Source organism: Mesorhizobium sp. M2D.F.Ca.ET.226.01.1.1 (assembly GCF_004022705.2).
In the GTDB taxonomy this organism is placed as follows: Bacteria; Pseudomonadota; Alphaproteobacteria; order Rhizobiales; family Rhizobiaceae; genus Mesorhizobium.
Map to the genome: position 1 here is coordinate 11,505 of NZ_RZOY02000014.1, position 12,473 is coordinate 23,977.

Genomic DNA, 12,473 nt, shown 5'->3' on the forward strand with positions numbered 1-12,473 from the left:
AGGACGACCTTAAGAGCGCAGCCTCGCTACCGTGCCATCTTCTCGCAAGGCGGCCTCCGCCGGAGGCGTACCCTGCAGACTGGCTGTGATCATGCATCGGATCTGGATCGACGTCAGCGAATTCCGCTGGTCGAAGGAGGAGGCGACCGCGATCACCAGCTAAGCATTAAGCAAGATCCGCCCTTTCGGCGGTGAATGTCCCTGCCGGGATGATGGCGTCGTGATCTCGTGGATGGGGAGGCAGCCCTAACTTAAGGTACTACTGCGTCGATTACATTGAGGCACCCACGTCTTGAACGCTAAATGCGGCGACCCAGTGTTAACCGCGAAGAGAACCACAGAGCCGGCAGGAACATGGATACGCCGACAGGAGCTTGCAATCAGCTCCACGATCAGAGAACCCCATCTAAATCCTAGATACCTGCGATATTGATTCTGTTCTTGCATTCCGTCTTTGCCCGCGACCATCATCTTCAACGCAAACGAAGGGAACCGCTGCATCACGCCAAGACATGGCCTAGGCTATGCGCGTTCGGTTTGAAATTGCGGTGCACTAGAATTTAAAGGGAGGACAGAATGAACGAGTGGCAGCTCAACCGCCGTGCCATGATGAAGGCTATGCTTGCGGGATCAACCGCGCCTTGGATCATGCACTCAAACGCGTTTGCCTCGTCGTGTGGTGATCATATCGTGCGCTTCGGCACAATGGGCACCCCGGACACGATGAACCCTTTTGCGAGTTATGGTTCCTTCTGGCCCCTGGTTTTCTCCTATGACTGCTTGGTGGGTATGGACGCGCAGCGCCACGAGGATCGGAAGGGGTTTGCGAAGGAGTGGTCCGTCGCTGACGACAAGCTCACCTGGACCTTTAAGATCTGGCCTGGCATGAAGTGGTCGGATGGTCAGCCTGCGACGGCCAGGGACGCTGCGTTCACCTATAATTATCTACGCGACTCCATTGGCAAGCCCGACGAACTAAATCGGGGTCTCAACAACACCGACGGCATGGACCAAATCGATCTCATAGAGGCTGTTGATGATGAGACTTTGCAAATAGTAACGAAGGCTCCTACGCGCTGGCCAATTGACAACTACCTTCTAATTGTCCCCGAGCACATTTGGAAGGATATCAGCTACGCCGATGCTCGCGGCACTTTCCGCAATAATCCCCCGCTGGTGGGAACTGGACCTATGATCGTTGCGGAGTTTAAACAAGGTCAGTTTGATCGCCTCACGCCAAATCCTTATTTCCGTACAGGACAGCCAAAAACTGCCGGCATGATATTGCAATACGTCACGACAATCGATTCAGTCGCGCAGGGTTTGAAGAGCGGCGACCTCGATTACGGCAGCGGTCTCACGGCCGCCCAATGGGCCGACCTCTCAAAGGATCCCAACATAAAGGTCGGTGAATCGCGCGTTGAGCAGCGTAATTATTTGGCCTTTAACACTCTCTCGGAGAAGGGGGCAGGCAGCACCAAGGCCCTGCAGGACCCGGCTTTTCGCGACGCGATCGGCTATGCGATCGACCAGAAGGCCATCGTCGACCGAGCTTACCGCGGGCACGCGGACCCTGGCGTGGGACTGGTAATGCCGGTGGCGGCCGATTACTATTCGGACCTAAACGACATCAGGCGCCACTTCGATTTCGCCGAGGCAGGCCGCCGACTCGATGCCGCCGGCTATCGCGACAAGAATGGAGACGGCGTCCGGGAGGACAAGGAGGGCAACAGCTTCCAGCTCGATCTGATTACCGGAAAGTTCTCGGGTGTCCTCGAGATGCCGATTGCGGTCGTGCAGCTTATCGCTGGCTGGCTGCAACAAGTCGGCATACCTTTATCGGTTACCCAACTCGACTCCGGCGCGCTCACTGCCCGCACGGCGGCGCCGGCGGATGGCGGCGGAGGCTGGGATTTGCTCGTAGCCAGCAACTGGCCATCTCCCACACCTCACGACCTGCTTAGGATGGGGAGCAGCAAGGCCATCGGCAACCCAAACATGTCATACTGGACCGATGACAACTTCGAAAAGCTCTTGTCCGAGGTCGACAGTACCGTCGACCCTAAGAAGAGCCAGGAACTGGTCGATGAGGCGGCGCGCCTCATTTATCGCGAAGCACCCTATATCATGCTATGCTATCCCCTCGTGCTCGACGCCCATCGCACAGATTGTTTCGAGGGCTGGGGGACACAGGACATGGTGTCGATGTGGACCTATTTTCCGTTCGATCGCTTGAGGTCAATCTGACATGGCTGCCAATGGTGGCCGGACCACGCGGCACATTGGGCATGCCCTTCTCAGAGCAGCCGTAACGCTTTCGATGGTAGTAATTCTGAACTTCATTTTATTCAGAGTCATTCCGGGCGACCCCGCTAAATTGCTATTGGGCGGGGCACGAGTTTCTGTGACCGCTGAGCAGTTGGAAGCGCAGCGGAAGAGTTGGGGCCTTGAGCGGCCGCTGGTGCCGGACCAGCTTGTCGACTACGTGTCAGCAACGCTTCATGGCGACCTCGGTTATAGTTTCAAGTTCAGGGGCAGGCGGGTCGCAGGCCTGCTCTTGGAGCGGCTGCCGGCCACTATTGCACTGGTCGGCATCGCTCAGCTCATCGCAATCGTTGTGGGGGTCACGCTCGGCATGTATGCGGGCTGGCGCAGGGGAGGAGTCGTCGATCATATCACGACGGGTGCCTCTCTCGCCCTCTATTCAACGCCATCGTTCTGGGTCGGCATGCTTCTGGTGGTCATCTTTAGCACGGCATTGGGCTGGCTACCTGGCTACGGTGGATATTCTCCGGGCGCGCTTAAGGGTTCTCTTGACTTATTGTTAGATTATCTGCGGCATCTCGTACTTCCCGTGTCCGCAGTGGCTCTTGGTCTGATCGGGCAATACGTTGTGGTTTCTCGTGCTGCTATGAGCGATGTTGTCGCCGAGGACTACATGGTAACTGCCCGGGCTAAGGGGCTGACTGACCTCCAAATGTTGATGCGTCACGCCTTTCGCAATGCAATGCTACCAGTCATGACCTTGGTGACGCTAAATCTTGGTTATGTAGTGGCGGGTGCTATTACCGTCGAATCTGTATTCGCATGGCCAGGCATAGGCAACTTAACTGTTGAGGCACTCAACGCGAGAGACTATCCAGTTCTGCAAGGGATATTCCTATTGCTTGGTGTGTCGATCGTTGTCGCGAACCTCGTCGCTGATCTTACTTACGGTCTTCTCGATCCAAGAGTTAGGCAATGAGTGAAAATACTGTTCAATATTCTAAGCGCAGCCGAGAGCGGGCTATCAAAGACTTTCTGCGTCAATTTCTTGGTCATGGCGGGGCTCAGCTGGGTATAGTATGCCTTATCTTCTTTTTTGTGCTGGCAGCGGTGCCGAATATTCTGGTGGGACCTCTGCAGACTGCGATCAATGCAACCGGCGACTTCCTCGCACCACCATCAAGCCAGCATCTGCTGGGGACGGATGAGGTGGGGCGAGACGTGCTCAATCTGGTCGTCCATGGTGCCCGGATATCACTCACGATCGCGCTGCTGGCGACTGTAATCAGCCTCATCGTCGGCACCACGGTCGGAATGACCTCGGGCTACTTTGGTGGCTGGGTGGATGTCTGGCTGATGCGCATCACAGATTTCTTTTTTGTTATGCCTTCATTCGTGCTCGCGCTGGTCATCACGCCTGTGGTCCTTGAGGTGATGGGGCGCGGTGGAGACATCCTTGGCTTCCGCCCTTCTCTTTTTGTGATCATTGTTGTCATCGGCATGACCAGCTGGGCGTTCGTTGCTCGTATCGTTCGCAGCCAGACACTCTCGCTTAAGGAGCGAACATTCGTTGATCGTGCCCGGGTGGTGGGAAGCAGCGATTTCAGCATCATGGTACAGCACATCCTGCCCAATCTCGTGCCGCAAATTGCAGCCAATGGCGCCTTGGTCGTCTCCGGCGCAATCTATATCGAGACTTCACTCTCGTTCCTTGGGCTTGGCGATCCCTTGCAGCCTTCATGGGGCACGTTGCTATCGCTCGCTCAGCGCGCCGGCGCCGCCAGTGCTGGAGCCTGGTGGTATCTTGGCGCCCCCGGGCTGTGCGCGCTTACGGTTGCGCTTAGCTTCGTCCTGATTGGCAATGCCCTCGACGATACGTTCAATCCACGCCGGAGGGTGATCCCATGACAGAACCCTCCCGGAGCACGGCGTTGCTTCTGAACGTCGACGGGCTCTCTGTTGACTACAAGCTCAAGGGCCTTTCATCGCGTGCAATCGATGGCGTAAGCTTTGCGCTTCGAGCCGGAGAGGCCGTTGCCCTCGTCGGTGAATCGGGCAGTGGAAAGACCACGACCGCAATGGCGATTGCGGGTCTGCTATCGCCCAACGCGCGGGTAAGCGAGGGCGAGGTACGCTATCGCGGAGAGCGACTGCCTATCAATGACGATGTCGCCATGCGGCCACACCGCTGGAGCGAGACGTCCGTCGTCTTTCAGGGCGCGATGAATGCGCTCAATCCCGTTCACCGCATCACCAAGCAGATCGCCGAGCCATGCATCCTGCGGCTCGGTTTGTCGCGCAGCGAGGCCACCGTGCGGGCAAGGGAGCTGCTCGAACTGGTCGGCATTCCGGCGGACCGCGGTGCAGCCTATCCTCACGAACTGTCGGGTGGGATGCGTCAAAGGGTGATGATTGCGATGGCACTCGCATGTCGCCCCTCGATTGTCATCGGCGACGAGCCCACCACGGCGCTCGATGTCATTACACAGGCTCAGATTCTCAAGCTCTTTGGGGACTTGCGATCGAAGCTTAACCTTGCCCTGATTTTGATTACCCACGACCTTTCTGTTGTTGCCGAGACTTGTGATCGCGTGATGATTATGTACGCTGGCCGCATCGTCGAGGATGGCACTGTCGCCGATGTCTTCGCGCAACCCAAGCATCCCTATACCCAGCTGCTGATCGAATCGATACCAAACCCAGCAAACGGCAAACGGATGATCCGGCCTATCCCCGGTGATCCTCCCAACTTGGTGAATCGACCCTCAGGCTGCGCCTTCCATTCACGTTGCCCGTCTGCAATGACGGTATGCGCGACCGAAGTCCCCAGCCTCGACGAAGTCCGGCGGGGCCGCGTCGCCTGTCACCTTCACCGGCCCTTGACGCAAGAGGACAAGGTCGCAATTCATGCCTGACACTGCCGACATCCTGCGTCTGGAAAGCCTGCAGGTCCACTTCCCGATCCGTGGCGGATTCTTCGACCGTGTTCTGGGCCGACCTGCCGGTGCAGTGCGTGCGGTGGACGGGATCGACTTGAACGTCGGACAGGGTGAAATCGTTGCCCTGGTCGGGGAATCGGGGAGCGGCAAGACGACAGTGGGCCGCGTCATCACCAAACTTGCTCAGCCGACAGGCGGCAGGTTGCTGTTCGAAGGCCGAGACATGACGTCGGAGCGAGGCTCCTCGACCCTGCGTCCTTACCGGCGTCGCGTGCAGATGATCTTCCAGGACGCCTATCAGGCGCTCAATCCGCGACACACCGTATTCGATATCGTGGCGGAGCCGTTGCGCTCCCTGCGGTTGGTCGAGAACCATTCCCAACTTACGGAGAGGGTCAGCGAAGCGCTTGCGGCAGCCGGGCTTAATCCTTCCGGCGATTTCTTTCCCCGCTTCCCGCACGAACTGTCCGGCGGGCAGCGACAGCGGGTCGTGATTGCCGGAGCGCTTGCCGTGAAGCCGGAACTCATCGTCGCCGATGAACCTGTGTCGATGCTCGATGTCTCGATACGCGCACAGATTCTTCAGGTCCTGGTGGATTTGCGTGACAAACACCACATGGCGCTGCTGTTCATCACCCACGACCTGCCGCTCGCGTGGTTGATCGCCGACCGGATTGCGGTGTTGTATCTTGGGCGACTGGTGGAAATCGGCACAGCGGATCAGATCACGTTCAACCCCCGCCATCCGTATACCGTCGCGCTGCGCAACGCCACGCCGCAGATTCGCGGCGACGCAGATCGCAGCAAGCTACCGGCCCTGCAGGGCGAGGTTCCAAGTGCCGCACGCGTGCCGAAGGGCTGTCGTTTCCATCCGCGCTGCCCGCTTGCCTTCGACCGCTGCAAGGAGGAGGAGCCGCCGGCCCTCGAAGTGGGACCACAGCATATGTCCGCGTGTTGGCTGACAAAGTGAAGGTCAGCCAATGCCGGTCAGTAAGGGCTCAGTGGTTGATACTCCAACCCCGTGCAAATCATCGACTGGTATGCTGTTTATGGGCGGGCTCCAGGCGGCGGTTGCGGGCGTTTGTCGCCTTGCTGGGTCGTTGCCGAGCCCATCGTCCCCCAAATACCTCCTCGAACTTCGCCCGCTTGTCGATCATCTCGTAGCTTCTCTTCCGAGAGACTTGATCTCTGGAGGAGGACATGCGGATGAAGATCCCACTGCGCATTCAACTGGATTTGTTCGCGCCCGCTGCGCCACCAACCGACATGTCCGACCGACGATCGGCTGAAGCGAGTGGCTCTGTTGCAATCGCTACTCATCGAAGCGGCGTCCGTGCCAGCCGACGGACAGTCGATCCGCGAACCTGAAGGAGGCGGGCAATGAGCAAGATCACCGCTGAGCACCTTTGCCGACCATCGTCTACATCCGGCAGTTGACAAGCTGCCAAGTCATGAACAACCGCGAAATCCAGCGGCGCCAATACGGCCTGGTCGAGCGAACTCGCCAGTTGGGCACAAGCTGCTGCTCGAGATAGTGCGGAGGCACTGGCCGTCAATCGGTCCGTTGAGAACACAGAGCCAGTCAGTTGCGTAAGGCGCCAACGTTTAACCTTCGCTCGCGGCCATGCGCGGTTCACAGGCGCTTGCTTTTCGGCCCCCACCTCGAGCGTACAACTGGCCATAACTTCGATTCGACGCGATCGACGTTGCCTGGCCGTGCACCGCACCGGCCTGTCCCCGCCGCCGGCGAGCATTGAGCATCTGGATTCGCGATAGCTGATAGCTTAATTCTATGCTTGTCAATTCCGGCATAAGCTTGAAGGTCTAATCAATAGCAAAGCAAGCGAGCTGCAGGGCCATCATCTAGGTAGCTGAAACGGTCGCCCGCGTGTTTATGACTATGTAACAGCGGATTTTTTGCAGTTCATGTTATTAATGATGGCTGAGAATAGCATGCACGTCGCTATTGTAAGCAAGTTCTGCGTCGTGCTGAACGCTATGCTGTCAAAATCGGAAAGAGAAAAACAATGAGGCATCTCATGGGTCATGATTTCTTGAGCGGTTTGCTCGCTAGTCGGGCGGGGGGCATTAGTGAAGAAACTATATTTTTGAGGGCTGCCGCGGCAATCCTTACTTTTGCTTCCACGTGAGGGAAGTGTGATGGGAGACAAACGCCTACAGCCGCCGCTTCCCCATTCCGAGCCGCGGATCAGGGTGCTTCATGACGACGTAACAATAGACCGGTATCGATGGCTTCAACACCGGGAGAATCCCGATGTCCGCGCTTATCTGGAAGCCGAGAACAGCTATGCGGAGCAAGCGACAGCTCACCTGAAGGGGCTCAAGGCGGAACTCATCGCCGAGATCGAAGGTCGTCAGACCTGCGAGGGCGTCGCCGCACCAGCGTTCCAGGTTGGACCTTTCGAGTACTTCCAAAGTCACGAGCGGGGCTTGTGTCATCCCGCATGGTGGCGCCGGCCGGTGACCGGAGGCTCGGCCGAGCTTGTTCTCGATCCGAACGCGATTGCTGGGGCCGAGGTCTTCTATCAGCTCGGTGTGTTCGAGCCGAGCGACGATGGGCGTTACGTGGCGTTCAGCTTTGATCTCATCGGCGACGAGCGCTACGAGTTGAGAGTGCGGGACATGGCCGCCGGCCGTGACATATGGCGCGACTCGGGTCGCGCCCGGCGCGTTGTCTGGGCCGCCGACAATCACACGCTCTTTCTTACACGGGAGCGGAGTGATCGGCGGCATGTCGATCAGATTGTCCGCTTGGACGTAGACGTCGGAAACTTCGAGGTGGTGTTCGAGGAGGCCAATGAGCGACTGGCGGTGCTGGTTCGGCGTTCTGATAGCGGCGCCTGGTTGTTCCTCGACGTAGTTACGACCTATTCCTTCAGCGTTCAGCAAGGCGCTGTAGAGGTGTGGTGTCTTCCGTCCGACGAGCCGCAGGGCAAGTGGCGCCGGATCGTGAAGCGTGAACTTGGGCACGAGATCTATGCCGAGCACTGGGGCGACAGGTTCCTGTTTCGGGTGGACGATGCTGGACCGTACTGGCGGCTCGTGTGTGCGCCGATTGACGACCCGTCGCCATCGCGCTGGGAAGAAGTCATACCACATCGGAACGGCGTGACCCTCGAGGAGGTCCACGTGCTCGAACAGCATCTGGTTGTCCTGGAACGAGAAGGTCTTCGTCCTCGCCTGATCTCGCGTAACGGAAGCGGGCGGGTTGGGGCCACGATCGTTCCCGACCAGCCGAGCTGCACTCTAATGGTCGGCCTGTCGGCAGGGGGGCACTGTTCGGTCGCACGGCATCCGTTCCGAAGCTCGAAGTTGACCTACTCGGTTAGCTCGTTTGTGACGCCGGACACCGTCATCGAGCATGATCTTGTCGACGACCGATCGGCAGTCCTGTACCAGGCCCGAATTCCGGGATATGACGCGGCTCAATATGTGGCGACGGTGGTCATGGCGGAGGCGGAAGACGGGGTGCAGGTCCCGATCTCCTTGGTCGCGCGGCGCGATCGAACAAGCCCGGGGCCGGTACTATTGAATGTGTACGGCTGTTACGGAATACCGAGATGGCCCTCGTTCTTCTCGTGGCCCTCATCCATAACAAAGCGCTTGAGCCTGCTCGATCGCGGAGTTGCTTTCGGCATCGTGCACGTACGAGGGGGCGGTGAGCTCGGACGTCCATGGCACGAGGCGGCTACCCGCGATCAAAAGCGCATTACCCACACAGACTTGATCGCCGCTGCAGAGGGGCTCGTTCAGCGGGGGATTGCCATCCGCGACGGCATCGTCATTGAGGGAAAGAGCGGTGGCGGGGGTACCGTGCTTGCCACGGCCGGCTTGCGGCCCGACTTGTTCCGCGCCGTGCTCGCCGAGGTTCCAGTCGCCGACATCCTAGATACCGAACTGGACTTCACGATGCCGTACGCGCTACATGAAACGGCGGAGTACGGAGATCCCCACATCGCCCACGAGTATCGGTACCTGCGCAGCTACGACCCGTACTACAACCTCAGCGCTGATCGCCCACTTCCGCCGACGTACATCGACGCCGCGCTCGACGACGGCCAGGTGCTCTATTACCAGCCCGCTCGCTACGTGGCGCAGCGTCGGTCCTGCGCGGCCGATCGCGATCCCGAGCTTGTCTTCCGCATGCGGATGGTGGGCGGCCACAGCGGCGCTTCACATGGGCCTGGTGTAGCCGAGGAAACAGCATTTCGCATTGCCTGGACGCTCGACCAGCTCCGACGAACAAGCAGCTGAACTGATGCTGTCACAAGTCCTCACGGATTGTGGTCAGACGGAAAGTTTGTCGTCGCCTATGATTATGTGGGCGCTCGGGCGGCCGACAAGTTAAGCAGCCGATTTGTGGACCCGCCTTCGTCCAGCTCTCGGCGCTTGCGTCGGCAATTTCGGGACAGGGACAACCGGCAGCCGAGCCTGAAGTGTACCTCGCATAAATCACCTTGGCTCGTCTGCGGGGCCGGGCCGGGTCCACGCCGCCGCAAAGCCCGCCGGGGCGTGGAGGGCGTAATTGCTGCCGTTGCTCTTTTGAACGAAAGATGTCATCGACGGCAGACGCGAGAGACTTTCGGACCTCGCCGTAGCGCCACATGAAGCGAATACCGATGTGCTCAGGTCACTGGGCATGTTGCTTTGCTGATCATATCGTCTGAGCACCGTGATGTCCTAGACGCCGCGAGATGGTTGCCGCCGCATTCATGACAAGAGGCGCCAGCTGGCGTTCACTTTGCTGGGTGAAATGAAAAACCGGCATCGTAACGGCAATTGCGGCCACAACTCTCCCCCTCCGATCGTGGATCACGGCCGCGATGGCGGCGGTTTCGGGAATGAACTCCCCCACATTCAGCGCGTATCCTCGTTCGCGCACGCAACGCAGCTCGCGTTCAAGCGCGTTCCCCTCGGTGATCGTGCGGTCCGTGTAGCGCTCTAGCCCGAGCGCCAAAACCTCTTCCAGGGTTGACCCAGGCATCTGCGACAGCATGGCTTTTCCAGTAGCCGTGCAATGCGCCGGATTGCGGCGCCCCGGTGCCGCGATGTGCTTGATCGACCCAGGACCAAGTACGTGCTCGATGTTGATGGCCTCCGTCTTGTTCCAAAGACTGAGCGAGGCCGTTTCCCTCGTGCTCTCGGCAAGTTCCTCCAGATAGGGTCGCGCCACCCGGACCACGTCAAGTTCAGCAAGAAGCCTGCTCGCCAGCGCGATGAGCTCAACTCCGAGCACAAACCGTCCAGTCTCTTCATCGCGCTCGACGAATCCGTTGTGCTCAAGCGTCGACAGTGTCCTGGAAACCGCGCTTGCATGCTGTTCTAGCCGCCGCGCGATCTCATTTACTCCGATCGGCCTTTCACTCGCGCCGACGATCCTCAGCAGATTCAATGCCCGTTGCACGGTTGTAACCTCACCACGGGCTCGGTCACGGGCGCTCGGGGGATGTTTGACAGAATTCATCGATGACTCCTCAGCTCCACTGGACAAGTGTTCACACCCCTGTCACGTTTCAAACCTAGTTGCAATACAGTTGCATTATCTGCAACACGGACGAGGTCTCGACGAGGTAAATTCGTGCTGAAGTCCGGTCATTCTCACGGGCCACACCTCCTCCTTGGATCCTCCTTGTTCTCAATTGGGGACTGAACAATGGCGATTTCACCAGCCGACCGCACAGTTCCATCGTTCTGGAGACCTGCGTGCCGTCGATCCGATCGCTATTGAGAGTGATGTCACGGGTACGCTTCGGCATTGGCAAACCGGGCAGGTTGGGAACGCAACTGCGACAGCCATCAATAGAGCAGTTGGTGAGTAAGGATCTGTCGAATGAGAATGAGCGAATATGCCGACCACGATGCTACCGATTTGGCCTCTCTCGTGAAGGCGGCCGAAGTGACGGCCATGACGAGGTCAATCGACGCATCAACGCCGTCATAGACTGTCGAGACAGTTGTCGTCTCGGACGAAGGCATCTTGGGCGGAGTACCTTTCCTTCGCAAGGATATTGGCGCTACCGCATCTCGGCGCCCTCAAGAACAGGGGAGCCGTCTCTTCAAAGGATATCGGCCCCGAACCGACAGCCATTATTATCGCCGCGCGCGAGACGCAGGGCTCCGTACCATGGGAGAACAACATGCCCGGAGTTGGGTACCTCAGGTATGAGTGAACTCAATGGCATTACCGCCAATCCATGGAATCTGGAACGATCTGCAGGGGGTCCTCATCGGCGCTGCCGCGACGGTCGCTGCCGACATCACCCCCTTGCACATGCCAGCGACGGCGGCGGGTCAATTCGCATTCCTGCATCCTGGTGCGGTCTTTTCGGGCTCATTCCGATCCCGCGGACGGATTTCAGGTCCAAGACGCTCATTTGGTCGCACTCGCGAATTTGTTTTCTGTCGAACGGTGCGCGACATGGCCGCCGCATTAGACGTCCTTTCGGACCCTCATCCTGGAGATCCGTTTATATCATGGTCTAGCTGGAATGACTTTGCACATGGCGACAACCGCGGGTTAGAAGTCATCGCGTCGGTCGGGCTGCCAGCCGTGTGCGAAGCGCTCTCTGCCAAGCTGTAGAATTGTGACGAGTTGCAGTGCACAGAATGCGCGAAATTACTTCCATAATGGAGATAGATCAATGACCGGAGCACCACACCTTACATTCGATCTCGAAGCGCCTGGCGTGAGCATAGGTTTCCTCGTTGTGCCCAAAGGCGCAGGCTGCGAGGCCCTTTCGTTCCGATTTTCTGCCTAAATAGGGGCCTGTTGCGCAGTAGCGGAGGGATGTTTGAAGGGATCGGATTGCAGGGGGTTTCGCTCGTATTCTTGAGCTCTGTCGCCTTGGGTGGGGGTTGGCGGCGGTGCGGCCTCTTGCGGCCGGATTGTAGGCGCACCTATCCCGTGATGGCGGTCCATCGGCGCATGTTGAATGCGATCGCCGCCATCGTTACCTGGGCGGTCGCCTTGGCCAGCCCGACATAGGGGATTGCGGTCAATCTCATACGGTTCTTGAGCGTGGCGAAGGTGGTCTCGACCGTCGCCCGGCGTCTGGCGATCAGGCGATTGTAGTGCTTGAGCCGCGGCGGCAACTGCGGATGATGCTTGTTGGGGCGGCGCGCAATGCGCACCTTCTTGCCCTCGGCCTTGAGCCGGGCGCGGCGGGCATGGGTGTCGTAAGCGGCGTCCGCCCACACCCTCTTCTCGTCGCCACGGATCAAATCATCGGCCATGGGGGACTGTCAGGA

General features: G+C 58.8%; 8 protein-coding genes and 1 pseudogene. 7 read left to right on the top strand and 2 right to left on the bottom strand.

Annotated features, from left to right (window positions below):
• The first annotated feature begins 576 nt into the window (after positions 1-576).
• The 6 genes from EN869_RS27400 (at position 577) to EN869_RS27430 (ending at position 9,479) form a co-directional block, all read left to right on the top strand.
• Entirely contained in the window at positions 577-2,247 is a 1,671-nt protein-coding gene (locus tag EN869_RS27400; RefSeq protein ID WP_126101842.1) for an ABC transporter substrate-binding protein, read from the top strand.
• Between the two features lies 1 nt (position 2,248).
• Complete coding sequence (locus EN869_RS27405) at positions 2,249-3,244, top strand: ABC transporter permease (protein WP_126101841.1); 996 nt, start codon at positions 2,249-2,251, stop codon at positions 3,242-3,244.
• The gene (locus tag EN869_RS27410) at positions 3,241-4,173 is read left to right on the top strand and encodes an ABC transporter permease (protein ID WP_126101840.1); all 933 of its coding nucleotides are present in this window, start codon (positions 3,241-3,243) and stop codon (positions 4,171-4,173) included. Before EN869_RS27405 ends, EN869_RS27410 begins: the two co-directional genes overlap by 4 nt.
• Positions 4,170-5,180 carry an ABC transporter ATP-binding protein gene (locus EN869_RS27415; RefSeq protein WP_126101839.1) on the top strand — a complete coding sequence of 337 codons (1,011 nt, stop codon included), beginning with the start codon at positions 4,170-4,172 and terminating at the stop codon, positions 5,178-5,180. The genes EN869_RS27410 and EN869_RS27415 overlap by 4 nt, the downstream gene beginning before the upstream one ends.
• Entirely contained in the window at positions 5,173-6,174 is a 1,002-nt protein-coding gene (locus tag EN869_RS27420) for an ABC transporter ATP-binding protein (protein ID WP_126101838.1), read from the top strand. Before EN869_RS27415 ends, EN869_RS27420 begins: the two co-directional genes overlap by 8 nt.
• Positions 6,175-7,364: 1,190 nt before the next feature.
• Positions 7,365-9,479, top strand: coding sequence for a S9 family peptidase (locus tag EN869_RS27430; RefSeq protein ID WP_126101837.1), 2,115 nt, complete (start codon positions 7,365-7,367; stop codon positions 9,477-9,479).
• Positions 9,480-9,879: 400 nt separating this feature from the next.
• Here the strand turns inward: EN869_RS27430 and EN869_RS27435 are convergent, their stop codons facing one another.
• Positions 9,880-10,689 (bottom strand): IclR family transcriptional regulator, encoded by an 810-nt coding sequence (locus tag EN869_RS27435; RefSeq protein ID WP_127229477.1) that lies wholly within the window; start codon positions 10,687-10,689, stop codon positions 9,880-9,882.
• A 698-nt stretch (positions 10,690-11,387) separates the two neighbouring features.
• On the opposite strand from EN869_RS27435, the gene EN869_RS35235 reads away from it, so the two are divergent.
• The gene (locus EN869_RS35235) at positions 11,388-11,708 is read left to right on the top strand and encodes an amidase family protein (RefSeq protein WP_245490127.1); all 321 of its coding nucleotides are present in this window, start codon (positions 11,388-11,390) and stop codon (positions 11,706-11,708) included.
• 414 nt (positions 11,709-12,122) lie between these two features.
• Here EN869_RS35235 and EN869_RS27445 read toward each other — a convergent pair.
• Positions 12,123-12,464 (bottom strand): annotated as a pseudogene (locus tag EN869_RS27445) (transposase); the annotation flags it as partial.
• Positions 12,465-12,473 lie beyond the last annotated feature (9 nt).

What these genes read in the sequence shown, in the direction of transcription:
- EN869_RS27400 (WP_126101842.1), top strand. Translation starts at nt 577, where the DNA reads ATGAACGAGTGGCAGCTCAACCGCCGTGCCATGATGAAGGCTATGCTT.
- EN869_RS27405 (WP_126101841.1), top strand. Translation starts at nt 2,249, where the DNA reads ATGGCTGCCAATGGTGGCCGGACCACGCGGCACATTGGGCATGCCCTT.
- EN869_RS27410 (WP_126101840.1), top strand. Translation starts at nt 3,241, where the DNA reads ATGAGTGAAAATACTGTTCAATATTCTAAGCGCAGCCGAGAGCGGGCT.
- EN869_RS27415 (WP_126101839.1), top strand. Translation starts at nt 4,170, where the DNA reads ATGACAGAACCCTCCCGGAGCACGGCGTTGCTTCTGAACGTCGACGGG.
- EN869_RS27420 (WP_126101838.1), top strand. Translation starts at nt 5,173, where the DNA reads ATGCCTGACACTGCCGACATCCTGCGTCTGGAAAGCCTGCAGGTCCAC.
- EN869_RS27430 (WP_126101837.1), top strand. Translation starts at nt 7,365, where the DNA reads ATGGGAGACAAACGCCTACAGCCGCCGCTTCCCCATTCCGAGCCGCGG.
- EN869_RS27435 (WP_127229477.1), bottom strand. Translation starts at nt 10,689, where the DNA reads ATGAATTCTGTCAAACATCCCCCGAGCGCCCGTGACCGAGCCCGTGGT.
- EN869_RS35235 (WP_245490127.1), top strand. Translation starts at nt 11,388, where the DNA reads ATGAGTGAACTCAATGGCATTACCGCCAATCCATGGAATCTGGAACGA.